The 25,293-nt window shown below is 38.3% G+C and carries 22 protein-coding genes; 13 read left to right on the top strand and 9 right to left on the bottom strand.

Translation table 11 applies throughout. The features are described 5' to 3' along the window. The first annotated feature begins 200 nt into the window (after window positions 1-200). From ACTJKN_RS22965 to ACTJKN_RS22940, 6 genes are all read left to right on the top strand, one after another. Window positions 201-2,669, top strand: coding sequence for a PIG-L family deacetylase (locus tag ACTJKN_RS22965; protein WP_440828039.1), 2,469 nt, complete (start codon window positions 201-203; stop codon window positions 2,667-2,669). Between the two features lie 57 nt (window positions 2,670-2,726). Next, complete coding sequence (locus ACTJKN_RS22960) at window positions 2,727-2,948, top strand: hypothetical protein (RefSeq protein ID WP_440828038.1); 222 nt, start codon at window positions 2,727-2,729, stop codon at window positions 2,946-2,948. Then, complete coding sequence (locus ACTJKN_RS22955) at window positions 2,929-3,354, top strand: putative toxin-antitoxin system toxin component, PIN family (protein ID WP_440828037.1); 426 nt, start codon at window positions 2,929-2,931, stop codon at window positions 3,352-3,354. Before ACTJKN_RS22960 ends, ACTJKN_RS22955 begins: the two co-directional genes overlap by 20 nt. A gap of 166 nt (window positions 3,355-3,520) precedes the next feature. Then, window positions 3,521-5,215, top strand: coding sequence for a sodium:solute symporter (locus tag ACTJKN_RS22950; RefSeq protein ID WP_440828036.1), 1,695 nt, complete (start codon window positions 3,521-3,523; stop codon window positions 5,213-5,215). A gap of 89 nt (window positions 5,216-5,304) precedes the next feature. Continuing rightward, the gene (locus tag ACTJKN_RS22945; protein WP_440828035.1) at window positions 5,305-5,928 is read left to right on the top strand and encodes a class I SAM-dependent methyltransferase; all 624 of its coding nucleotides are present in this window, start codon (window positions 5,305-5,307) and stop codon (window positions 5,926-5,928) included. 133 nt (window positions 5,929-6,061) lie between these two features. Further along, a complete protein-coding gene (locus tag ACTJKN_RS22940; RefSeq protein WP_440828034.1) occupies window positions 6,062-6,580 on the top strand; it encodes a DUF2911 domain-containing protein in 519 nt (172 codons plus the stop codon). 322 nt (window positions 6,581-6,902) lie between these two features. Here ACTJKN_RS22940 and ACTJKN_RS22935 read toward each other — a convergent pair whose 3' ends face one another. Next, entirely contained in the window at window positions 6,903-7,121 is a 219-nt protein-coding gene (locus tag ACTJKN_RS22935) for a hypothetical protein (protein WP_440828033.1), read from the bottom strand. A gap of 240 nt (window positions 7,122-7,361) precedes the next feature. Here ACTJKN_RS22935 and ACTJKN_RS22930 point away from each other — a divergent pair, with 240 nt between their 5' ends. Together ACTJKN_RS22930 and ACTJKN_RS22925 are read left to right on the top strand one after the other, a co-directional pair. After that, window positions 7,362-9,446 carry a glycoside hydrolase domain-containing protein gene (locus tag ACTJKN_RS22930; RefSeq protein ID WP_440828032.1) on the top strand — a complete coding sequence of 695 codons (2,085 nt, stop codon included), beginning with the start codon at window positions 7,362-7,364 and terminating at the stop codon, window positions 9,444-9,446. Window positions 9,447-9,517: 71 nt separating this feature from the next. Then, entirely contained in the window at window positions 9,518-9,709 is a 192-nt protein-coding gene (locus ACTJKN_RS22925; protein WP_116249330.1) for a hypothetical protein, read from the top strand. Window positions 9,710-9,921: 212 nt separating this feature from the next. Here ACTJKN_RS22925 and ACTJKN_RS22920 read toward each other — a convergent pair whose 3' ends face one another. Continuing rightward, on the bottom strand, window positions 9,922-10,512 hold the full coding sequence (locus ACTJKN_RS22920) for a hypothetical protein (RefSeq protein ID WP_440828031.1): 591 nt from the start codon (window positions 10,510-10,512) through the stop codon (window positions 9,922-9,924). Between the two features lie 110 nt (window positions 10,513-10,622). Here ACTJKN_RS22920 and ACTJKN_RS22915 point away from each other — a divergent pair, with 110 nt between their 5' ends. After that, window positions 10,623-11,081, top strand: coding sequence for an NUDIX domain-containing protein (locus ACTJKN_RS22915; RefSeq protein ID WP_440828030.1), 459 nt, complete (start codon window positions 10,623-10,625; stop codon window positions 11,079-11,081). Here the strand turns inward: ACTJKN_RS22915 and ACTJKN_RS22910 are convergent. Beyond that, window positions 11,070-12,173, bottom strand: a complete 1,104-nt coding sequence (locus ACTJKN_RS22910) for a DNA alkylation repair protein (RefSeq protein ID WP_440828029.1) — start codon at window positions 12,171-12,173, stop codon at window positions 11,070-11,072. The two genes, ACTJKN_RS22915 and ACTJKN_RS22910, sit on opposite strands and share 12 nt — an antisense overlap. Window positions 12,174-12,347: 174 nt before the next feature. Here ACTJKN_RS22910 and ACTJKN_RS22905 point away from each other — a divergent pair, with 174 nt between their 5' ends. Beyond that, complete coding sequence (locus tag ACTJKN_RS22905; protein ID WP_440828028.1) at window positions 12,348-13,202, top strand: NAD(P)-dependent oxidoreductase; 855 nt, start codon at window positions 12,348-12,350, stop codon at window positions 13,200-13,202. A gap of 87 nt (window positions 13,203-13,289) precedes the next feature. Here ACTJKN_RS22905 and ACTJKN_RS22900 read toward each other — a convergent pair whose 3' ends face one another. The 4 genes from ACTJKN_RS22900 to ACTJKN_RS22885 form a co-directional block, all read right to left on the bottom strand. Then, on the bottom strand, window positions 13,290-14,501 hold the full coding sequence (locus ACTJKN_RS22900; RefSeq protein ID WP_440828027.1) for an ATP-binding protein: 1,212 nt from the start codon (window positions 14,499-14,501) through the stop codon (window positions 13,290-13,292). 318 nt (window positions 14,502-14,819) lie between these two features. Then, the gene (locus ACTJKN_RS22895; RefSeq protein ID WP_440828026.1) at window positions 14,820-15,446 is read right to left on the bottom strand and encodes a hypothetical protein; all 627 of its coding nucleotides are present in this window, start codon (window positions 15,444-15,446) and stop codon (window positions 14,820-14,822) included. Window positions 15,447-15,906: 460 nt separating this feature from the next. Beyond that, on the bottom strand, window positions 15,907-16,971 hold the full coding sequence (locus tag ACTJKN_RS22890) for a response regulator (protein WP_440828025.1): 1,065 nt from the start codon (window positions 16,969-16,971) through the stop codon (window positions 15,907-15,909). Between the two features lie 446 nt (window positions 16,972-17,417). Further along, window positions 17,418-18,095, bottom strand: coding sequence for a hypothetical protein (locus ACTJKN_RS22885; protein ID WP_440828024.1), 678 nt, complete (start codon window positions 18,093-18,095; stop codon window positions 17,418-17,420). A gap of 340 nt (window positions 18,096-18,435) precedes the next feature. Between ACTJKN_RS22885 and ACTJKN_RS22880 the strand changes: the two genes are divergently transcribed. From ACTJKN_RS22880 to ACTJKN_RS22870, 3 genes are read left to right on the top strand one after another with little or no spacing between them, the layout of a single operon-like run. Beyond that, window positions 18,436-18,825, top strand: coding sequence for a BlaI/MecI/CopY family transcriptional regulator (locus ACTJKN_RS22880; RefSeq protein WP_440828023.1), 390 nt, complete (start codon window positions 18,436-18,438; stop codon window positions 18,823-18,825). 29 nt (window positions 18,826-18,854) lie between these two features. Continuing rightward, complete coding sequence (locus tag ACTJKN_RS22875; protein ID WP_440828022.1) at window positions 18,855-20,762, top strand: M56 family metallopeptidase; 1,908 nt, start codon at window positions 18,855-18,857, stop codon at window positions 20,760-20,762. A gap of 27 nt (window positions 20,763-20,789) precedes the next feature. Then, the gene (locus tag ACTJKN_RS22870) at window positions 20,790-23,237 is read left to right on the top strand and encodes an outer membrane beta-barrel protein (protein ID WP_440828021.1); all 2,448 of its coding nucleotides are present in this window, start codon (window positions 20,790-20,792) and stop codon (window positions 23,235-23,237) included. 430 nt (window positions 23,238-23,667) lie between these two features. Here ACTJKN_RS22870 and ACTJKN_RS22865 read toward each other — a convergent pair whose 3' ends face one another. Both ACTJKN_RS22865 and ACTJKN_RS22860 read right to left on the bottom strand, forming a co-directional pair. Next, window positions 23,668-24,957 carry a gluconate:H+ symporter gene (locus ACTJKN_RS22865; RefSeq protein WP_440828020.1) on the bottom strand — a complete coding sequence of 430 codons (1,290 nt, stop codon included), beginning with the start codon at window positions 24,955-24,957 and terminating at the stop codon, window positions 23,668-23,670. A gap of 128 nt (window positions 24,958-25,085) precedes the next feature. Next, window positions 25,086-25,268, bottom strand: coding sequence for a hypothetical protein (locus ACTJKN_RS22860; protein ID WP_121282208.1), 183 nt, complete (start codon window positions 25,266-25,268; stop codon window positions 25,086-25,088). Between the last annotated feature and the right edge of the window lie 25 nt (window positions 25,269-25,293).

The raw sequence follows: 25,293 nt of genomic DNA, 5'->3' as shown, positions 1-25,293 counted from the left end.
TCGAATTTTCGAAAAACAGCGTAAGGGTCTTCGACTACGTTCAGACTGACAAATGCATGGTTATTTTTGATCTTTAAGCTTTGGTCTTTGGACTTCCGACTCTGGACTCCCGACTCCGGACTTATTTTGTACCTTTTTCGTTTCCGAAGCATTAAAGTAAAAGCTTTTTGAGCATATTTGGTTTTTGCAAAACAAATTCTATGTTTAAGAGACTAACCGCAATATTTATATTTTGCTTTCCAGCAGTTTTTTGTGCTGCCCAACAAGTACGCCCAGCCAAATCATCTGAAATTTATAGAGAGATAAAAACGTTAAAACACCTTCCAAAAGTTTTATATCTCGCTGCTCACCCCGATGATGAAAATACTGGTTTATTATCTTGGTTGATCAACGATCAAAATGTAGAAACGGCTTATTTGTCGCTTACCAGGGGAGATGGCGGACAAAACCTTTTGGGCACAGAACAAGGTGCTGCCTTAGGACTGATCAGGACACACGAACTTTTGGAAGCCCGTAGATTGGACGGTGCACAACAATTTTTCACCAGGGCAATCGATTTCGGCTTCTCTAAAAATACCAACGATACTTTTAAACAGTGGGATGCCGATAGCATTACCGCCGATGTGGTTTGGGTGATCAGAAAATTTAGGCCCGATGTGATTATCTGCCGATTCCCACCAACTGCTGCTGCGGGTCACGGACAACATGCAGCTTCGGCTGTTGTTGCAGAGAAGGCATTTAAGGCTGCTGCCGATAAGAACATGTTTCCAAACCAGCTTAAATATGTTTCTGTTTGGCAGCCAAAAAGATTGTTATGGAACACCTTTAGGTTTGGTTCTGTTAATACCACAGCCGAAAATCAATTAAAGGCAACTGTTGGGCAATACGACGCACAACTGGGAATGGGCTATGGTGAATTGGCAGGATTAAGCCGAAGTTTACACAAAAGCCAGGGAGCAGGAACGCAGTCGGTGGCTGGTGTACGTTCCGATTATTTTACAAATGTTTTAGGCGAGCCTGCTAAAAAAACTTTGTTTGATGGCTTAAGCCTTAACTGGTCAGACAAAGGCATAGGCGATATTGATGAACTGATTGATATTATACTATTATCTTTCAATTATAACCAACCCGATAAGAGTCTGCACGGACTGTTGATGCTGAGAAAGAGAATTGCTGAATTGCAGGATGCAGCCCTGAGAAAAGATAAACTTGCGGCTATCGATAACATCATTTTAAGCAGTGTAGGTTTTATGGGCGAGGTAGTAACCAATCAACCCGAAGCAATTGCCGGCAACAGTTATAATTTCCGTTTAAACTTAATTTCAAGATCGGCCACCCCCGTTACGATTGAAAATGTAAACTGGTTAAACCAGACGGATAATTTAAATAGAAAGCTCGCTAACGACTCGTTGATTACCATTGAACGCAAGATTCAGATTCCTGCTGATGCGGCAATTACTGAACCTTATTGGTTAGCCAAGCCTGCAAAAGATGCGGCAACATTCAGCGTAGCCAATGATACTTTAATCGGGCTTCCGGAAATGCAATCGCCCGTTAACGTGCGGTTGTCACTAAAAATAGAATCGGAAAAATTTGAAATCAAATTGCCTTTATCCTATAAAAAATTAGATCCTGTTAAAGGTGATGTTGTAGAAGCGCTCAGGATCATCCCTGCGCTCGATTTAAGTTTTAGCGAGCCGGTTTATTTCGCTAAAGAAAAAGAAGCTTTAAATGTTAGCCTTCGTTTACGGGCAAATAAGAATATTAATTATGGTAAGGTAAGTTTCAAGATCGGCAATCAGGTAGTGAAAACCTTTCAAGGGATTAACCTGGCCGAGAACACCATCAATACAATGAATTTTCTTCTCCCGGTTGAAGATTTAGCAAAAATTAAAACCAGCCAGAATAAATTAGAAGCTGTTTTTTCATCAGAATCGAATGAATATTCAAAAGGCCAGGTATTAATTCAGTATCCGCATTTGCCCACCCTACAGTATTTTGTTCCGGCCACAACCTGGTTGATTAAGGGAGACGTAAAGGTGCTGGCGAAAAAAGTTGGGTATATTGAAGGGGCTGGAGATCTGATCCCTGAGTTTTTAAGACAGGCAGGCTTGCAGGTTGATGTATTAACAGAAGCTGATATTCTTAACTCAGCAAAACTGGCAAGTTACGATGCCGTGGTAACAGGAGTAAGGGTAATCAATACCGAAAAAAGAATTAAAAACTGGCAAACTGCTTTACGCGGTTATGTAGAAAACGGTGGAACCATTGTAATGCAGTACAACACCACACAAGATATGGCGCTACAGGATTTTGGTGTTTATCCGTTTAGCATCAGTGGTAAAAGGGTGACCGAAGAAAATGCAGAAGTTAAATTTTTAAAACCTGAACATAAACTGTTAAACTACCCAAATAAAATTACTGCTGAGGATTTTAAAGGATGGGTGCAGGAGCGCGGTGCTTATTTCCCTGATAAATGGGATGCTAAGTACGAACCGCTTTTCGAGATGCACGATACCGATGAAGAGCCGCTTCAAGGATCGACCCTGTATGCAAAATATGGTAAAGGGAATTTTATTTATACGCCTTTAGCTTTTTTCAGGCAATTGCCTGCCGGAAATGTTGGTGCAGCCAGATTGTTTTTTAATTTTTTATCGGTTGGAAAATAGACGACAACTAAACGCCGCAAACAATGAAAATTGGTTTCTTTTATTTAAATTTGATATATGGACACTATGCGAATTAACATATTAAACCCAAAAGCTACTAAATTATTGAAAGACTTAGCTGCTTTAAAACTTATTGCTATTCAAGATGTTTCCAAAAATGGATTTGCAGAGGTATTGAAAAAACTACGTGCTAAATCTCAAACCATCCCTACATTCGAAGATATAACAAATGAAGTAGAGTTGGTTAGATCTAAGCGTTATGCAAAATCTGAAAAGTAGGATAATTCTCGATACTAATCTTTGGATTAGCTTTCTAATCTCAAAAGATTTTTCCAAGCTTGATGAAATAATTTTCTCGAAAAAGAGCATTTTAATCTTTAGCCAAGAACTATTAGAAGAATTTCTTGAAGTTGCTAAGCGCCCAAAGTTTAGGCGTTATTTTGCGCAAACAGACATTGAAGAATTACTTGAAACTATAGATGAGTATGGAGAATTCATTGTAGTCAAATCTAAAATTGAAATTTGTCGGGATGCAAAGGACAATTTTTTACTTTCACTCGCTGTTGATGGGAAAGCTGACTTCTTGTTAACTGGCGATCAAGATTTATTGATGATAGAAAAGATCGGCAAGACAAATATTAAAACAATTTCATCATTTTTTGAAGATGAGGTTAACAAAGTATAACAAATCAGGAACTTTTGATATAGTTGTCATTTTGTGATCTAATTTTTCGGAATGTGTCCTTAAAAATGAAAAATCAATTCAAAAACTGGAATACCTGGTATATTTTACTCGCTTTGGCGCTGGTATTTCAGATTGTATTTTATTACCTGTTTACTAAATTCTGGGCATGAGTAATATCGATTGGGCAGTACTGATATTTACTTTGCTTGCTGTGGTAACCTATGGCGTTTTTATTGGTCGTGGACAAAAAAGCAATGCTTCTTATTTAAAGGCCGATAATAAAATGCCCTGGTACATTGTGCTATTGGGTATTATGGCTACGCAGGCCAGTGCCATTACTTTTTTATCAGCACCAGGGCAGGCTTATACCGATGGCATGCGTTTCGTGCAGTACTATTTTGGTCTTCCATTGGCAATGATTGTCATTTGCATTACTTTCATCCCGATTTTTCAAAGATTGAATGTATATACGGCCTACGAATACTTAGAGAACCGTTTCGATAAAAAAACAAGGGTTTTAACTTCGTTGCTGTTCCTGTTCTCGCGGGGGTTGTCGACAGGGATCAGCATTTATGCACCAAGTATCATCCTCTCCAGTGTTTTAAACTGGAATATTTATTTAACCAATATCCTTACTGGTGGGATTCTATTAATTTATACCTATGTTGGTGGTGCAAAGGCAATTGCACATACACAGAAACTGCAGTTTTTGATTATTTTGGGAACAATGGCTTTTGCTGGGTACCTTCTGGTGCAGAATATGCCTAATGGAATCGGATTTAAAGATGCACTTTACCTGGCCGGGAAATCGGGTAAATTAAATGTAATTACCACCGAATTCGATTGGAAGGATAAATACAATATCTGGAGCGGTTTAATTGGAGGCTTTTTCCTCGCGCTTTCTTACTTCGGGACAGATCAGAGCCAGGTGGGAAGGTACATTACCGCGAAAGACAATACCAATGCTAAAATGGGATTACTGTTAAATGGACTGGTTAAAATTCCGATGCAGTTCGCTATCCTGTTAATCGGCGCATTATTGTTTGCTTTCTTCTCATTAAAGCCGGCACCGATTTATTTCAATGAACGATCCTACCAGTATTTAAAAGAAACACAGCCACAGCAGGCGGCTGCTTTCGAGAAAGAACATACCGCTTTAGCGCAGAAATTTAACCAGCAATCAAAAAATATCCTGGTAGAAAAGAAAAAGCAATTACCATCTTTAAATGCTTCAATAGCGGATTTTAAATCGACCCAGAAACAGGTGAAAGAACTGCATGGCAGGGTAGAAGAGGCAATCAATAAGTCGAATTACAATGCGGAGAAAACCGATACCAATTATATCTTTTTATACTTTGTAAAGAATACCCTTCCGGTTGGGATGATCGGCTTGCTTTTCGCCGTTATCTTTTTGGCTAGTTGGGGCTCTATTTCTGCTGCATTAAATTCGCTGGCGGCATGCTCATTAAAAGATGTACACCTCATTTTTGGTAAAAAAGAAGTAGACGACGAAACTGAGCTGAAATATAGCCGTTTACATACTTTGGCCTGGGGTATTTTTTCAATAGCTGTTGCCATGTTTGCTACACAGATGGGGTCGTTAATCGAAGCTGTTAATGTACTGGGCTCGCTCTTTTATGGGCCAATTCTTGGTATTTTTTTAGTAGCATTTTATTTTAAAAAGATAAACGGACCTATCGTATTTATTGCGGCCATCTTATCCGAAATTGCCGTTATCGCTGTATATGAGTTCGATATTGTTTCATTCCTTTGGCTCAATGTAATTGGCGCAGCAGCAGTAATTATGTTTTCGGTAATTGGCCTCTTGTTTTCTAATCCAAAAACAGTAGTCGACAAATAATTTAATTTTTACGTGCAGCAGATATTTGCTCCCGGGCACGAGCCTAAAATTTAATACCTTTATTTTGGACAAAATAGATAACACTAAATATGAACGAAGCTTGGGTTGACAGGTGGAATGACCGATACAGTACCGATGAGTTTGCTTATGGCGAACAGCCGAATAACTATCTAAAAGAGCAGTTGATGCAGCTCAATACCGGAGCAATACTTTTTCCGGCAGAAGGGGAAGGCCGAAATGCTGTTTTTGCCGCTAAACTCGGCTGGAAGGTTTCGGCCTTTGATATCAGTATTGAAGGAAAGAATAAAGCACTTCAACTCGCAGAAAACAACAATGTTAGTATTGATTACCAGGTGGGAGAACTCCAGGAACTAGACTATAAAGCTGAACAGTTTGATGCCATTGCCTTAATTTATGCACACTTTCCATCGGCAATTAAATCAACTTACCACAAAACATTAAGTAACTATTTATGCAAGGGCGGTTTGCTTATTTTCGAAGCTTTTAGCAAGAAACACCTTGATTATCTTGCCAAAAACGAAAAAGTTGGCGGACCAAAAGAAATAGATATGCTGTTTTCGATCGAGGAAATAAGAGCCGATTTCGAAAATTATGAGATTCTGGTGCTGGAAGAAAAAGAAATTGAACTGAATGAGGGTTTGTTTCATAACGGCCTGGGCTCAGTAATCAGATTTGTTGGAAGAAAGAAATAAAACGGTTTGATCTATAACCCAGAGACAGTAAATTTTCGCTCAATTTTTTTCGACACTTGCATTATAGTTTTTATCAACCTAAAGCCATAAATTCGTAAAATCAAAAACAACAAAAACAGATAAATATAATACTATGAAAACGATGATTAAATCAATCGCATTGCTATTTACAGCAATTACTATTTCTGTAAGTGCAATGGCACAAGATGCTCAGCCTAAGCCAAGTCCAGCGGCTACAGCAACGGGAAAAGTTAAAGGTGCAACCATTACCATCACCTACAGCAGCCCTGCTGTAAAAGGACGTAAAATCTGGGGCGGTTTAGAAGCCTTTGATAAAGTATGGCGTGCAGGTGCAAACGAGGCGACTACTTTCGAAACCGATAAAGATATCATGGTTGAAGGTAAACCTTTGGCAGCTGGAAAATACAGCTTCTTTTTAATCCCTAAAGAAAGCGGAACCTGGACTGCTATTTTTAACAAAGAACCAAAACAATGGGGTGCTTACAAATACGAAGAAGCTAAAGATGCTTTGCGTGTTGATGTTAAAACCAAAGCTTTGAAAGCTACACAAGAACGTTTGGTTTATAAAATTACCAAAGGCGGATTCGCTTTAGAATGGGATAAAATTTCTGTTCCGGTTAACATTAAATAATTAGATAAAATTACATTAGAGCCGTCCAGATTTCATATTTGGACGGCTTTTTTATGTATTATTTTTTTTGAAGATGACTTTGCAGTTGTTTCTGATGGTTTGTGCACCCAGCAGCCCAACCAATGAAACACTGCTGTAGCCACTTAGCCCCGGTTGAAGCGTTACCCTGCAGCAACGAGGTACGAGGAAGCGAAGCGTAAAAGCGCAAAACGGGAGGAAACTTCTTGTTTAGTACAGGCTTCGCGCTTCAATTGAAAACGATCGTTTTTTAATAGGAAAAGAATGGACTGTGGTTCTTGGCGGTTTGCAGTCCCGCCATTCGCTATAGTTCCGATGAAGAATCGGGAGCTGCCGCTGCTGTCGGGTTTAAGGATAAAGGTTTCTGCACCCTGCAACCCAACAAATGAAATACTGCAGTAGCCACCTGGCCCGGTTGTAGTGTTACCAATGTAATTAAGTCAAACCATTCGACACAAGCAAATTTAACCACAGATAGGAAGGATGCACACAGATATGAAAATCCGTGTTTATCTGTGCTCATCTGTGGTTAAAAACGCTTAACTTAATGACATTGAGCGTTGCCTTGCAGCAACGAGGTACGAGGCAGTGAAGCGTAAAAGCAAAAGAAAAAGGAAAGAAACTTCTTATGCTTTACAGCCCTTGCGCTCTAAAAAACATATTTTGTTAAAGCGTTTTCTCCCCTTCTGTAAAGAACTTAAAACATAATATCTACTTCATGTTAAAATGCTATTTTAGGCCGATTTAAAAACCAAACATTATAATGAAGCTTACCATTAAACTATTGGCTTTATTGCCGCTTCTTTCGTTAAACGTTTTAGCGCAACAAAAAACACAGCGTTTTTCTGTTAAAATGGCAAAGCCTGTAGATCAGGTTAATGTTTTTTTAGGATCTTCAGCAGATCATGGGCAGATGTCGCCAGCTGCATCGGCCCCTTTTAGCATGTTGAGTATTGGCCCTCAAACTTATCCTAAAACACACACCGGTTACGAGTACCTGGCTAAGAAATTTGAAGGCTTTACCCACAACCGTTTCGAAGGAGTAGGCTGTCAGGGTTCGGGTGGTAATATTTTCATCAAACCGTTTTTAGGTAGTGATCCAACGAAGTCAGAACTGATCAAGATTGCTGAAAAAGCCAGTCCGGGTTATTATGAAGTGGGTTTTGAAAATAAAATTAAAGCCAGTTTTACTGTATTGGGCAAAGCCGGGAAGCATGCCTACCAATTCCCGAAAGGAGCAAAAGGTTTTTATCTCGATTTGGGTTATGCTTTTAATGGTGCTTTTGTAGCCGAATCTCACGAGGTAAATGGTAATGCCCTAAGCGGATGGATTACCTCGAAAACCACTTGTGGTGCAGGTAAATACAAGCTGTTTTATTATATGGAAATCGGCGATAATGTATCATGGAAAGTAATAGACGATCATAAAATGATGGCCATGCTCAAAGGGGAGGTAACTTCGGTAGGAATCAACATTGCACTTTCGTCGGTAAGTGTCGAAGCCGCAAAAGCTTCTGTCAATAAAAACCCTTTCAATACTGTAAAAGAACAAAGCAAAGCCGATTGGAATACAAATCTTTCAAAAATTGCCGTAAATGGCGATCTGGAAAGTGCAAAGCTATTCTACTCGCTTTTATACCGTACCATGCAATCGCCTTATGTAATTTCCGAAACTGATGGAACATATCGCAATACGAAGGGTGAAATTCAGAAAGATAAAGAAATCCGCTACAACGGCTGGGCCATTTGGGACAATTACCGTACGCAGTTACCTTTGCTTTCGCTAATTGAACAAGATAGGTATGCCGGAATGGTCAGTTCTATCGCTGATCTGTATAACTCGGGCAAAAAAGATTATGCCGGGCAGAATGAGCCATCAAATACCGTGCGTTCTGAACATGCCATTGTGGTTTTGCTTGATGCCTATCGCAAGGGTTATCCGGTAGCTTTTAACAAGATTGCCGATTCGTTAGTGAAAGAGGTTAATGGTCTGGATTATAAATCTCCAGATAAAGCACTGGAATCGAGTTACGATAACTGGGCATTGGCAGAAATCTTCAAGATTTTAAAGAATAAAGAAAAATCTGATTTTTATCTCGGTAAAGCGCTAGAATACAAGAAATATTGGAATAAAGATTTTAAAGATATGACCAAAAACGATGTCGACCGTATGCAGGCCCGAGGGTTATACCAGGGTACCATTTGGCAATATCGGTGGTTTGTGCCTTATGATTTTAAAGGATTGATTGAATTGGACGGGGGAGAGGAATCTTATCTGGCAAAACTCGACGAGTTTTTTGCACGTGATTTATACAACCATGCCAATGAACCAGATTTGCAGGTACCACTGATGTATAATGTTACCAAGTCTGGTTATAAATCGCAGTATTGGATGCATCAATTGGCTGCTGATACGGTAATCCAGAATTATTTTAACGATAACAGCCGTGGAATCGGTAGTTATATCGGTAAAATTTACAGAAACCAGCCACATGCCTATTTGCGCACGATGGACGATGATGCTGGTGCCATGAGTGCCTGGTATGTGTTTGCGGCAAGTGGTTTTTCTCCTGCCTGTGTAGGTTGGCCAATTTATTATTTAAATGTGCCATTATTTCCATCGCTAAGTTATAACCTGCCGAAAGGAAAGACTTTTACGATCGAAACTGAAAATTTTAGCCTGAAAAACAAATATATCAAGGCTGTTTTCCTAAACGGAAAGCCTTTTAAAAGGAACTATATTACCCAAGAAGATATTAATGCCGGAGGGGTGCTAAAAATCGTTAGTTCGGCCGTGCCGGTTAAAATTTCGGATACCGAAAACTGGATTTCGAGTCTTGGACAATAATTTTAAAAATTTACAAAAAACTGCAAACTTATTCCAGACAATCCTGTTGTTCTAGTATAAATTTCAAGATCATGGCACCTTTAAAATTAAGCGAAGAACAGCATGCTACATTAAGCAATAGAAACACATTAGAACAAATTAACGAACAACCTTTAGAACTTCATCCAGAAGCCTATAAAGTGAAAGGCCCATCTCCGGATAAGATGAAGACGGTATCCTCTTCATTAAGGAATTACGCCCATGGTTTGTACGGGTTGTTGTAAAACGCCTCCAATAAAATCTCATCATACCAGATTATATAAAGCAGCCAGGACTTAAAAAAAACTGGCTGCTTTTTTTATTGAGTTTTAAAGAAGTCAAGTTTTTAAAACTTGACTTCTTCGGATATATTGAATTCTATAGCAGCTATTCGATTTGATGATTGCAGATATAGAAGTATTGGCTTTGAATTTGATGCTGTTTAGCAAAATTATCCTTACCACCAAAAAAAATCTAATACCTCTTCTCTTTTCAATATTGTCTTTTTCTCGGACAAAATCGATTGATAAGATGACCATTTGTAATTCTCAAATTCTGTACAGATGCCATGTTTTAATACATTTGCATGGATATAAATAACCAATTGATGTAAATGCATTTCGTCAATAATTCTCACTCTTCGAAAGGGATTGACAAACAAAGATCCAGATCTGTCATTTTTCTTATTAAACGCCATTGCATAGGCAATGAAAAAATCCTTCATCTGAAATTCAAGAGCTTCGCTATAACAGATTTCATTAGCTAAGTATTTTTTCTGGTGCGTTTTTAAAGAATCTTCATTCAAAGATTCTAAATGCAATTTAAGTTCATCTGAACTTGTGTTTTTTATCAAGAAATGAGAGTGATTATCCAATAGGATATAAGCATAAGTGTTTAAATAGCCTGTAGAATACTGAGCATATTTTAGCAGAAAATATAACCTATTGTCGTCGTCTTTAAATAATTTGGAGCCACTAACGGATTTGCAGATAATATGCATAAATTCCTCTTCGACAAAATCTTCAATGTATTTTTCATTAATTGGCATAATTGAATTTATCAATTTTTTTTAGAGCATCAAATTTTCATTAATTCAATTTGATAGAAGTCAAGTTTTTAAAACTTGACTTCTATGTATACAATCCCTACCTTACCCTTATGAAACAAAGTGCCGGAATATTACTCTTCAGAAGAAAAGATCAGCAGGTGGAATTTTTTCTGGTTCATCCGGGCGGGCCGTTCTTTGCCAAAAAAGATATTGGCTTCTGGACAGTACCTAAAGGGGAATTAAATGAAGATGAAGAGCCGTTAAAGGCTGCTATCCGCGAATTTAAAGAGGAAACAGGTCAAAGCTTAACCGGCAACTTCATCGAATTAACTTCAGTTGTGCAAAAGGGAGGTAAAAAAGTATTGTGCTGGGCTGTGGAAGGAGATCTTGATCCTTCAACAATTGTTAGTAATACCTTCGAAATAGAATGGCCGCCGAGATCGGGTAAAAGGCAAAGTTTTGCTGAAATAGATAAAGCCCGGTGGTTTGCCTATCCCGATGCTGTTAAATACATAAATGAAAAGCAGATTGCTTTGCTCGATGAAGTAAAATCCAAACTAAGCCTTTAATTCGAAGTGTGAAATTTCCTTCTCGGCACCATTGATGATCATCGAAATCTGATGATCGCCCAGATGAAATTTACGCGTAGTAATCAACACGAATTTTTGTTTACGGATAATGTTTACTGTTGCACCTGCAGGATAAATGCGCTCAGAAATTTTATACACTTTTTTGGTGTTCTGCCCGTTTTGCTTTTTATAGTAAATGGCGTATTCTAACCTCACTTTTTGTTCAGTCGGGTTTTCGTTCAGAATAGAAAATGAAAATTCCAGACTTTCGCCAATTTTAATCTGGGGCGTTAAGATTTTGAAATCTTTTAATAAAATCCCTGTGTCATCTAAGCCATAATGTTTAAGGATATCGGCATGGCCTTGTTTAAGTAATGTACGGCTGCCATGTTTAATAATGGCATCTGTTTCGGCACCCAAACCCGACCAGCTTTTAGCAACATTTAAAACAACCTGAGGATGATCTTTTGCAATATCGTTTAAGCTATTGGCAACGCTCCGCCTTACGTATTCTGATGGATCTGTTTTAAGGTTTTCCAGTATCGGTAAAATGGATGTCGGGTCTTTTTTCAGAAAGGGGATACCCATGGCCCAGGGTAATCGCGGACGGCTTCCTTCACTCGCAAGTCTCCGCACTTTATGGCTTTCGTGCAACGACCATTGCTGCATCTTTAAAATCATCTCATTTTCGTATTTTAAAATAAAAGGACGAACGGCAAACTCGCAGCTTACAAACTGCGTAACAAATTCGAGCGCTTCAACGGAGCCTTCGAAATCATTAATACCATAGGTTTCGATATAATCAGGTATAAACATATAGGCCAGGCCATCTTCTCCAATACCCTGAATCCTTAATTGTGCGATAGTTTTTTTAATCAACGCTATCGTTTGAGAATAATCTTCAGGCAAAAAATCATGTAATAACTTTGAGGTGTGTTTCATCCGCTCTTTTAATTCTTTTGATTCAAATTCAGCAGTAAAAACCTTTTTAACAAATTTTCCTTTGTCGAAACCTGGAACGGTAACCGTTAGTGCATGGGCTAATCTATCGTAAAAGGCTGGAGAATATAAATCTTTAAGGGGGCTGGCCATATGGTTTGATAATTACAAAGAGGAAAATTATTTTAATGCGGCGCTAATTTACTAAAAATATTAGTATGTCAGGGCTGCTCATTCAAATAATTATTTTCATCTTATCATTTTTACGTAGCGTTTAAGAATTTCAGCTTTTTCTTTGGCACATTTGCTTATTATAAAAATAACAAAATGAATACAACAAAAATAGGTTGGATCGGATTAGGGAATATGGGGATCCCGATGGCAGCGCAATTGATAAAAGCAGAATATGAGGTTACAGTTTATAACAGGAGCAAGGGCAAGGAAGCTTCTTTGAAAGAAATTGGTGCATCAATCGCTGAAACACCTAAAGAGCTGATTGCAGCTACTGATGTGGTAATTGTTATGGTTTCTGATGATGCCGCAATAGAACAGATTTTTAATGGAGAAGAGGGTCTTTTTAGTGAAGATACTTCCGGTAAGATCATCATCAATATGAGTACGGTTTCTCCTTCAATTTCAAAAGAAATGGCCAGGCAGTGTAAAGCAAAAGGAAACTTTTATTTAGACGCACCAGTTTCAGGGAGTGTGAAGCAGGCAGAAACCGGTCAGTTGGTTATCATGGTTGGCGGTGAAGAAGCTGCTTTTAGTCAGGTAAAACCCATTCTGGTAAAAATGGGCAAACTTGCCAAACTTGTTGGCGGTAGTGGTGCGGGTAACAGTGCAAAACTGGCTATCAATTCACTTTTGGCCTTATATGCACAGGGCTTGGCCGAAACTGTTTTGTTCGCCAATGAACAAGGAATTAGAACAGCGGATTTGTTAGAATTGATCAACAATGCAGCCATTGGCAATATTTTTACCAAAATTAAAGGTGATGCCATTATTGCGGATAATTACAAAGCTGCTTTTGCCCTTAAACATATTGTAAAAGATCTTAACCTGGCAAAAGCCGAAGGTATTTCATCGCCATTGGCTAAAACAGCACTAAATACTTTCGAAGTGGCAGCCTCAAAATATGGAGAAGAAGATATTATTGCGGTAATTAAACAGCTTAAAGAATAAAGCGATCCTTTTTAATACTAAAGTTGATAACCATAGGAGATTTTTGCTTTTCCTATGGTTATTTATTTAAATAATTCATCTAACTTATTAGTTGTCGCTCTGTTCAGATAAGAATTCTAGTAGGTTTTTCTGCATTATACCGTCTTTGTTTTGCCCGAATATGGTATCATTTAAAGTAATAACATATTTTGGATAGTTGTCTTCTATTTTTAAAAGATTTCCAAATTCCCGGGCTGCAGTATTCTCGCTCTGTATGGTCAAGCAAACTTGTATGTATATCTTTTTGCCGTTTTTTTCTGCTACAAAATCAATTTCGTTGTCGCCTAGTTTACCAACAAAAATATTAAAGTTCTGTTGTCTTAAATGTAAGTAAACTGCGTTTTCCATCAATTTATGAATATCCGCCAATTGATTAAAACCAATAATGGCATTTCGGAGGCCTAAATCTTCAAAATAATATTTTTCTCCGATTTCAAATATTTTTAGCCCCCCAACTTCAGAGCGCTGAACTTTATGTACAAAAAAAGTATTGCTTAATGCCCGTAAGTAATTTATGGTTAGCTGCGTAGAAATATCTACTTTTTGGGATTTTAGATATTTGCTGATATTGTTGGCCGAGAATAAACTGCCTGTATTATCTGCGAGATAGGTAACTAGGTTTTCTAAAAAGGAAACATTACGGATATTCTCTCTGGCCACAACATCTTTTAGCAATATTGTAGCGTAAACACTTCGAAGATATTCATAAGGCAGGTTTTCTTGTAATCCAATATTTGGTAAAAATGGCATTCCCCCATACTTAAGATAAAGCATGAGTGACTCTGATTTATTTTCAAGCTGATGAAATTCAAGGAATTCAAGAAAGCTTAAGGCATGGATCTGAAAAACCATATACCTACCTGATAAATGGGTAGCAAGTTCACCAGAAAGCATATTGGCATTGCTACCGGTACAATAAATATCGCAGGTGTTTTTTGCCAGTAAACTCCGTAAAGTCCGTTCAAATTCTTTTACTTCCTGAACCTCATCAATAAAGAAATAGTTGTTTTTATCTGATGGAAATTTGTCTTTAAGATAAGCAGATAAATCTTCATGTGTTTTAATGTGCGAAAAATCACTCACCTCCATATTGATATATACGATGTTAGCATTGTTATCTGCGGTCTCGATATTTTCCATCAACTGAAGCATAACATAACTTTTGCCTACACGCCTTTGACCAGTAAGTACCTTTATTACTTGTTTATTGATAAACGGAATAATCCGGTTCGTATATATTGATCTTTTTATAAGTTTCATGTATATCGTATATTTTTATCAAAAGACAATAGGTTTCATGTATGTCGTATTCTTTTGTCAAAAATACAAAAAGTTTCATGTATATCGTATAAATGTTAGATGGGTATATTCTAGACCGCCAAAAGTGCTGTATAGAATTGCCAGTACAATTATGGTAAGTTTATCCTTTTCGAGTATAAATGCAAACAGCTGATGATTAACGAATGTTGATTAATTTTAGTTAGACCTGCTGTTGAATAGATACGGTTATATGCTGCATTATTCAACAGCTTTTTTGCGATTGCCTAACAGAAAATTGCTCTTTCTTAATACGTGATCTTAAAAATTAGCAAGTATATCCTTGCTATATACGCTATTTATTTGCAAGTTTTGCTTAGGTGTTAAGCTTAAATCAATATCGAGATAAGAGAGAAGCAGGTCAGTAGGGATCTGGTCAAATAGTCCAGGATAAATACGTTTAAATAGCGATATTCTGTTTTCAGTATTCTGCAGTCTAAATAAGACGTTTCTATTGTTTACATCAGATATGGCAGTTTGGAGGAGATAAGTATTAAATAAAGAATCAAGAACAGGATACCATTCGCAGCCTTCCTCCAGCTCAGATTTGTCTATCAAAAAAACGATAGTATCCTTTATGACAAAAAGATTGAAATTACCGTCTGCTTGTTTAAAACCATTCGGGATATATACGCTACCTTTCGTGCCCAACCATATATTGGCCTGCTCGGCCTCTTCATTCACTAAATAGCCATTAACCAGGCCATCTGCTACAATTATAATGTTATCGTTAGCAACTGAACTGTTTGGCTTAAAAAGCGTTTTTCCTTTGCGAATGCTGAGAAAGGCTGTATGTCTGTACATAAAGCGAATAGCTGCCCTATCTTTCTTCCGATCTAACAATGGAAGAAATACCTTTAAAAAATATCTGATGTAGCCTACTTCCATGTTGATTTAATTAGTTTTGTGATTAACATATTGATTTGTTTTTTATTGGGTAAATCGCATCTACAAACCGATCATGCTCAAGGCTCCAATCCTCACCCGAATTAAAAGGGTATAATTTCCTGTCAGTTACCAATCATCGGCTCTTTCTTTTTCGTAGGTTTTAACGGCACTGCAAGGTGCTATGGGCTAAGACCAGTAGAAAACTAATTCATCTACCCGAAGCATCAGCATTGGAACATCTCCGCACATGAATAAATCGATTTAGTATTTTTGTGCGGCGATCGTTTTTTTGGTATTGCGCTAATCTTACTTAAGATCGGCTACAACTAAATTCTATATTAAAAATTAATTTTCCTCTGATTTTGATCAAGAAATATCTTGATTTTACTCATCGCTAAAACTAGGCAGTAATGTGAGCAGAGCGATAAGTTTCTAAGTGGATATTTCAGGTAAGGATATACTAATTTTTCATCGTTTTCAAAGCGTTCATATCCAGTATAATAATATTATTGCCGTCTTTTTCAATTAACCCTGCTCTTGTGAAATCTCCAAGCACCCTACTCAGTGTTTCGGTTGCAATGCCTATGAAGCATGCCAGATCATATCTGGGGAGTATAAATCTATTATGCTCTTCAGACTCATGGTTTAGTTTAGTCAGTTCAACAATTGCTTTTGCTATCCTCTTCCTTACAGAGTAATAGGCGATGTTCAGTAGCTTTTCATCACGGTTGCTTAAGCCATGGGCAAGCGCTTTAGCAAAAAAGCTGAACATGTCTGGATAGTCTGTAATTAAATTCTGGAGATCGGTATAAGGGATGGTCAGTATTTCAACACTATCAATGGCTTCTGCAATTTCCTTATTTTCAGTGCCCAATAGCGCACTCTGAAGTCCGAAATATTCATGCGGGCCATAAATGCCAGTGATAAATATGTTGCCGGCGGAATCAACTACATAGGTTTTTATCTTTCCTGATATAATGTAATGTAATCCAAGCGATCGTCTCTCTCCCTTATGATAAAGAACCTGGTTTTTTTTTAAAGATCTGGGTAAACAACCTTCAAACCTTGATCTTAACCAGGATAACTCATCGCCGCTTTTGTGGATATTCTTTAATTGAGTATGCCTTTTTAAAAATAATTCATGTTGAAGCCTTTTTTTTCTGAGCTTTACTTCTACATGATTAAGCAGCTCGCCATCATCAAAAGGAGCCATGAGGTAGCCATCAGCGCCCAATTCCATTACTCTGCGGGCAAGGTCATAATCCTGATTGTTCAATATCATAATAAAACTGATGCTCGCAGTTTCCATAAATTTATTAACAACACGCAATACCCCAATTCCGTCCATTTCAGCTACATTTACCTCCGAAATAATTACATCTACCGGACTTTTTCTGAGAATGTCGATTGCTTGCTTACCGCTATTTGTTGATTTTACATGGTATTTTCCGATTGTTAGTATTTCGGTGATTTTTATCCTTAGATCGAAATCCTCAAGTATAATCAAGATTTTAGATCCCTCCATTTAAATTTTATGTTTAATCCTGAAGGCAATAGTTTCCTTTAGATTGGCAAAACAGGTGTTAACCCTGATTTCTGGACCTTGTTGTTACGTTGTTAAAGCTTTTCGATAGACTAAATTAAGGTCTGTGAGAAAAGAAGATAGACAATTGGAATAATAGGGGTAGCAAAAAACTCAAGTCGCTGGGCGGAAAAATTATCTTGACGGAAGTGAAGATAATACTACAGGCTTTATTAAAAAAATGATGCAGTTTTTTAATAAGCATTTTTAGAGAAGGCATTTATTAGGTTTTTATAGGGATTAATAGACAAATATCCAATAAAAATCGTTATTCTGACGGATAAACAGGTTGATAATTATCAATTATATTTTTGATTGTAGTCAAGATGGCAAAAACAACCAATTAAAAAGTCTGCTTAGTGCTAGAAATTAACCTAAATAACCGTTTTTTAGTTTGTTTTAGGGAGGATAATACTTCTTTGCTGAGTACGTGAGTAATAAAACTCAAAAGATGTTGTGTTGCCAATGAAAATAATACTGTTATCAACCGATGATGTGTTTAAGTTTTTAAGGATGTTTGTGTTTTTTTTGTTGTTTAAACAATTCTGTGCTTCCAGATCGATTCTTGCAAGTACAACAAAGGTTGTGATCAGGCAGCAGGTGATGAACAAATGAAATGACAAATAGCTGAACTGAAACATCCTAACATGGAAAAGAATAATCCATAACAACAATAAAAGAAAAAGGACGATGCCAAACAGCACCAATAAAAGCTTAGTATCCTGAAAGCTGATGAGGAACGGTAAAAATGTAAATGGCAATATGCCGATCATAAAGGCAAGATTTCTGGTAAATAGCTGGTTGGTTGTATCGTAAATCCAGTAGTGAATGATAAAACCTATGGTAATGATAAATGGTATAAAGATTAAAAAAGCGCATTTTTCCCAATGTGAAAGCCCTCTTTGTGATAATAAAAGGTCGGCAATGCCATCAAGGTTTAAAATCTCGATATTAAACTTGGTAAAAAAATAATATTCACCAAAAATGGCCAGCAGCACGAGGTAAATTACTGTTAATATCAAATATTTGATAAACAGAATATGAATGGCATTTCTTTTATCTGCCATCTTAATTATTATAAGCGATAAAATGTAACCATAAAACAAAAATGCGCGACATAGGATAGATTTTGATTCCCAAATTTGCTTAAGCCTTAACTTATATCCATTGATAAGAATTAATGCGATTAATGATTGTTGTCAAAGCATATTCTTTTCGAGCCTTGTTTATACTTTCTGGATCCGGTTGAATTATAAAATTGTCTGGTTCTAAAGAGGTAATACCTGCCTGTCGGGATTTAAATAATAAATAATTTTTAATTAATTGGTAATGAGTGTTTTAATTATATTTTTAGAAAATAATAAACATAATATTTGTATCGTACGAAAAATATCGTACCTTTAGAATATGAAAAGTAATCAACCCGAAAATAATCTGCCTGAGCCTACAAAAGCTGAATTAGAAATTCTTCAGGTACTATGGGAATTCGGGCCATCTACCGTTCGGTTTGTGAACGATAAATTGAACGAACAGCGGGAGGTGAATTATACCTCAACTTTAAAGCAGATGCAGATCTTAACCGAAAAGGGAATATTAAAACGTGATGAAAGCCAAATGAAGCACATTTATATTCCTGTTGAAGCTGAGGAGAAAACCAAAGTACAGTTGTTAGACCGTTTTGTAAATACCTTATATAAAGGGTCTGCCTCACAGTTAATGATGCAGCTTCTGGGTAACGAAAAAACCTCTAAACAAGAAATAGAAGAGATAAAGCGGCTATTGGATAGCATGGAATAATTAATCATAACAGATTCTAAAGAACCATAATGATGGAATTTAAGTTAATTAACCTTTTACCCGAAAACTGGCTTCATGCCCTTGGTGCTACTTTGTTCCACTCGCTATGGCTTGGGGTAATATTGGCCTTGCTTGCTGGTTTGGTTATGTTTACTACCCGAAAAGCAAGTGCGGCAATGCGCTATAACCTCCTCACTATATGTTTGGCGTTGTTTGTTGTAGCCATATTCTTCACCTTTTACAAAGAACTGCAAAAGCCTATAGGTTCTATAGCCGGTCAGGTGACAATTAATCTCCCTGGTGGGACCACCGATCAGGCCGAAATTACAAACGTACAGCATGATATGTATTCGGGACTGACCAAAATTCTTTCGTTATGGAATGCCTATGCCTATCAGATTGTACTGATCTGGTTTTTAATTATATGCGGAAAAAGCATTCAGTTAATGGTGGGTTTAAATGGCGTATATCATTTGCGTAAACATAAAACCTATGCTGCAGGTAAACAGTGGGATGAAAAGTTAGCCATGCTGGCCGAAAAATTAGGTTTAAATCAGTCCGTTAAAATTATGCAGTCGGGTATTGCGCAGGCGCCAATGGTTGTGGGGCATTTTAAACCTTTAATTCTGGTTCCACTAGGTTTGCTTACCGGCCTGTCAAATACAGAGGTTGAGGCTATTCTTTCTCACGAACTGGCCCACATTAAACGTAAAGATTACCTGGTAAACCTATTGCAAAGTTTTATCGAAATCGTTTTCTTCTTTAACCCAGCGGTACTTTGGGTATCACAATTAATAAAAACAGAACGCGAACATTGCTGTGATGATTTGGCCATTACCTGTGTAAGCGATCGGAAAAACTACGTTCAGGCCCTCATATTCTGTCAGGAGTTTAAGCAGCGTGCACCTGCTTATGCCATGGCGATAACGGGTAAGAAAGGTAGCCTGCTGCATAGAGCAAGCAGGATGTTATTCAATACCAATTCAACTTTAAACAAAATGGAAAAGACAATATTAACCATCGCCCTGGTATCGGTTGTGGTTTGTAGTGCTGCGTTCAAGAGCGTGGGCAATGCAAAAACAGTTACCAGAAAAAAAATATCCACTTCAATACAAGTTTTGCAGGATACGGCGAAAAAGGCTAAGCCTATTGAAGCGAAATCTGCCGATCAATTGGAAAAGGAGATCAATTCGAAAATGGATCGTCAATTGAAACAGTTAAACGAAAAACGCAAAAGCAGCGAAACGAATGAAGATGTAAAGGCAAGAATTGCTGACCAGCAAGCCAGAAAAGATGATGCTGGAAAGGCAGCAGCGGATGAGCGAATGCAGAAGGAAGATGCCAAAGCAAAGATAGCCGATGAAAAACTCCGTATTGCGGATGAGAAACTTGCAAAAGAAGATGCTAAATTAGCAAAGGAAGACGCCAAATGGGCAAAAGAAGATGCCAAATGGGCAAAGGAAGACAGTAAATGGACCCAGGATGATAAAGAGGGTAGAGGAAACCGCGTACCAAGAGCACCACGTCCGCCGCGCCCCCCTAGAGCACCAAGAGCGCCCCGTGCTGCGTATGCCGTACCAGCAACCCCACCGTTGCCTTCGGTTCCTCAAACCCCAACCATTCCACCAACCCCACCAACGCCACCTGTATATAACCGAAAAACAAGTACCAGAACGGGCGTACAGCGAACGGTTACTTCGAAAAGCGTAACCAATGGAGACGGTCACGATTATACCAACGAAATCAATCAGCAATTGATGAAAGACGGTATCATCAACAGTACCAATAAATTGTCGTACAAACTCAATAAAGACGATTTAATTGTAAATGGCGTAAAACAAAATGCTGATGTGCAGAAAAAATACAAGCAAAGATTTTTGAAAAATGAAAATCATTCGCTGATGTATAATTTCCTGATCGAAAACAATAAAAACTAAGTTCTAAGCGCTAACCCAATTCACATCATGAAATTTAAGCTCATGGCTTTTTTAGCCGTATGGATGAATATTGCCCTTACCTTTGCTCAAGCCCAAACTCCTCAATCCAGAATTTACGGTCGTGTATTGGATGCCGATGGAAAAAATATAGAATTTGCCACTGCTGCACTGCTTAAAGATTCGGTATTGGTTAAAACAACCTTCACCGAAAAGGACGGGCTGTTTAGTTTCGATAAGATCAGTTATGGAAAATACCTCATCAAGGTATCGGTTGTAGGTTCGCCTATTTATCAGACCGATACCTTGGTTTTAACTGCCGATCGTGCCGTGATCAATTTGGCCGACATCAAGATCAAAGCTGGAGCAACCAATTTAAAAGATGTGAATATTTCAGGCCAAAAGGCTTTTGTAGAACGAAAGATAGACCGTACGGTGGTTAATGTTGATGCTTTGATCTCCAACGCGGGTACAACCGCAATGGATGTGCTAAGTAAATCGCCTGGGGTAAATGTAGATCAGAATGGGGTAATCTCGCTCAAAGGCAAGAGTGGGGTGGCTATTTTCATTGATGATAAACCAACCTATTTATCAGGTGCCGACCTCGATAATTACCTGCGTTCGTTGCCTTCCTCTTCGCTTGACCAGATTGAACTGATGACCAATCCACCTGCCAGGTACGATGCTGCTGGCAATGGAGGCGTAATTAATATCAAAACCAAGAAAACCAAAATCGCTGGGTTTAATGGAGGGATTAACCTGAGTTTAAATCAAGGTAAATTAAGTCGCTCGAACAACAGTTTCAACTTTAATTACCGCAAGGATAAAATCAATGTTTTCGGAAACCTGAGTTATAATTTAAATAACAGTTTTACTGATCTTGATCTGAACCGGAAATATAAAAATGACGATGGTAGTGCCAAATCCTACTTCAATCAGAATTCTTATTTCCGCAGGCACGGCAATACTTTTAATTTGAAAACTGGGCTTGATTATTATGCATCAGACCGCACAACCTGGGGTGTGGTACTTACCGGAATGAACCGGATTTCCAAACAGGTAAACAACAATACCAGTAACCTGTCTAATGCTTCGATGCAGTTAGATTCGGTCATCAGGGCTGAAAATATCGATCAGATCAAATATCAAAATGCAGGTGTAAATTTAAATTACAGGCACAAATTTAAGCAGGCAGGACGAGAATTGACCTTTGATGCGGATTACCTGCTTTACCGAAATCAAACCGATCAAACTTATTACAATTTCAGTTACCTGCCCAGTGGAGCCTTAAAATACCAGGACATTTTAACAGGTAACCTGCCTTCAAATATTGATATCTATACCGCAAAAGCAGATTATTCACATCCACTGGAAAATAAGTGGAAGCTTGATGCGGGTGTTAAAACCGCTTATACCAAAACCGATAACATTGCCGATTACTTTAATACGGCAAACGGGAAAACCAATGCCGATTATGAAAAGAGCAATCACTTTTTATATGAAGAAAACATCAATGCGGTTTACCTAAATATGAGCCGGGAAGGAAAGCGGTTTTCGCTTCAGGCTGGCTTGAGGTATGAAAACACGGTTTCTAATGGCCATCAATTAGGGAATCTAATTAAACCCGATTCGAGTTTTAAAAGAACCTATAACAGTTTATTTCCAACGCTTTATTTCTCCTATAAACTCGATACTACAGGTAACAATCAACTGGGACTTAATTATGGGAGAAGGATCGATCGGCCATATTATCAGGATCTTAATCCGTTCTTTTCTCCTTTGGATAAGTTTACTTATTATGTTGGTAATCCTTTTTTAAAGCCTTCTTTTACCCAAAGTATCGAACTGTCGCATACTTATAAAAGTAAGATTACCACAACATTTGGTTACAGCTGGGTGAGAGATGAGGTGAACGAAACCATCGAAATTTTAAATGGCACCTATTATAGCAGGCCAGCAAATGTGGGCAAAACAAGAGTGGCCAATGTTTCGGTAAATGCAGAGATCGACCTCACCAAGTGGGTTAAACTGAATGCTTATGTTGAGTATGCAAAAATAGTTTCGAAAACAGATTTCTACACAGGCTTTTTGGTCACTAATGGAAGTTATTTAAGGGCGAATCCAAATTTGCAGTTCAAAATCAGTCCGACCTGGAATGCAGAGGTAAATATGCGTTACCAGAGTAAGCTATCTAATGTACAGTTTTTATTGGGCGAAGTACATGAGTTCGGTGCAGCGGTGCAGAAAAAACTTTCAGCAAAAAGTACATTGAAATTAACCGCTAACGACATTTTCAGAACCCGGATTTATAATGGTATAATCAATAATCTGGCGAATACAGAAGCAAATTGGGTTAACCGTCAGGATTCGAGATCGGTTGTGGTGAGTTATAGTTACCGTTTTGGTAAAGCATTTTCTTCGCCGGCTAAACACGAGTCTTCTGGTGCCGATGCAGAAAAGAACAGGGTAAAGAATTAATGGAACAATTCGTCATTCCGACTGGAGCGTAGCGAAATGGAGGGATCTATAGCGTTGACCATTTTTTTTGAAAAGCAATGTCTGTGGTGCTTTGGTTCCGCTAGCCCCGCCCTTTGCTTAATTCCTTTGAATCCCGATGTAAAATCTGGAGGAATAACGCTGTCGGTCGGGTTTATTTTACCCTGGATAGTAGCATTGTTTAAGATCACTAAACCCGATCTGAGCGGGATGCCAATTTCTTCTAATTGGCAGAAGCGGGAGCGGGGCTGTTTCTGCCTAAACGCTTCTGCCGATGCTTTCCAAAAAAAATAATGCATGTGATAGGTCGTCATCCCGACTGGAGCAAAGTGTAATGGGGGATAAGCGCTTGACAAGCGTTGTCAACTTACTGGCGAGATGGCTATTAAAAGTTTACAACGCTATCTTCCCCTTACACAAACTGATTAAGTACCAACACCCCAATAAGCCCTAAAACCGAAACCAGGCTTTCCATCATAGTCCAGGTGCTAAAGGTTTCTTTAAGGCTTAGGTTAAAGTATTCTTTAAACATCCAGAAACCTGTATCATTTACGTGAGAAAACATCAAACTCCCTGCACCGACTGATAATACCATTAACTCTGGTGGTACGCCAGGCCCTATTAAAGGCAATACCATACCAGATGCGGTTAGTGCGGCCACTGTTGCTGAACCCAAGGTTACCCTAAGCGATGCGGTGATTAGCCATGCGAGTAATAATGGCGATAAATTTAGACCGCCAGTAAGCTGTTTTACGGTTTCGCCCACCCCACTATCGATCAAAATCTGTTTAAAGGCACCGCCAGCTGCAATAATGAGGATAATCATGGCAATACTCTTAACACCTTCCGCGCACGATTCCATTGCTTTTGTAATGGAAGTTTTTTGAACGGCTAAAGCAATAATAACAGAGATTAAAAGGGCTGCCGTTGGATCGGCTAAAAATATAAACAGCGGTTTACCGATATAATCTATTTGGAAGCTGCTTCCTATTGTTCCGGCAATGATTAAGAATACCGGCAATAATGCGGTAATAAAACTCCTCGAAGCAGAAGGGAGATTTTCTTCTTCGTTGATACTGAAGTGCTGAACAGTTACCGATTGATCCCGTTTGAGAATCAACCTTGGGAAATAGATTCCGGCAATAACCGCAATAGGTACGCTTAAAGTTAAACCGTAAATTAGTGTTTTACCAATATCGGCATGAAAAATACCAGCTAATGCAACTGGACCAGGGTGGGGCGGTAAAAAACCATGTGTTACCGAAAGGGCTGTGGCCATCGGGATGCCAATGTATAATTTTGATACTCCTGTTGTGGCAGAAATGGCAAAAACTAAAGGGATTAACACCACAAAACCAGCATTATAAAACAAAGGAATGCCCACCAATAAACCGGTTAACAGCACAGCCCATTGAATGTTCTTTTTGCCAAAGGCCCCGATTAATATGAAAACGATCTTTTTTGCCGATCCGCTATCTTCAATTAATTTGCCCATCATCGCACCGAGTGCCAAAACCATTACCATGCTGCCCAGCGTGCTCCCAATACCATTGCTGATGGAGCTCATTACCTTTGTGGCAGGCATGCCCAATAAAAGACCAGTAATAATTGCCACAGCAATTAGGGCAATCATTGGATTGATCTTTTTCAAGATCAGCACGAAAAGCAACAGGATGCCGAAGAGTAGGATAAGTAATGACATTTGGTTAGGGCTTAGGTTATGTGATTAAATGTAGCTTTTGCCACGGATGCACACAGATTAACACTGATTTTAATATTATCTATGCCTATCCTTTTTATATGTGGTTAATTTTTCATTTTTTAGCGCTTTTACTTTTTAACGGTAATGGTTCTTCCGGTAACGAGATGAAACTCGTAAACGCGGTATAGGCCATCGTCGCTAATCTCTATATTTTCAACAAGGCCGGTTTTGCTAAAAGTATCGGTTACCATATCGCCGATTTTTACATCTTGGAGAATATCGTTAGGCGTATCGTTGTTTAATCTGATCATGATGTAAAAGTATTATAATTTGCCA

The sequence above is a fragment of the Pedobacter sp. 22163 genome (assembly GCF_052045595.1).
In the GTDB taxonomy this organism is placed as follows: Bacteria; Bacteroidota; Bacteroidia; order Sphingobacteriales; family Sphingobacteriaceae; genus Pedobacter.
The sequence above is the reverse complement of the archived record's forward strand: the minus strand, read 5'-3'. Positions and strand labels throughout refer to the sequence as shown.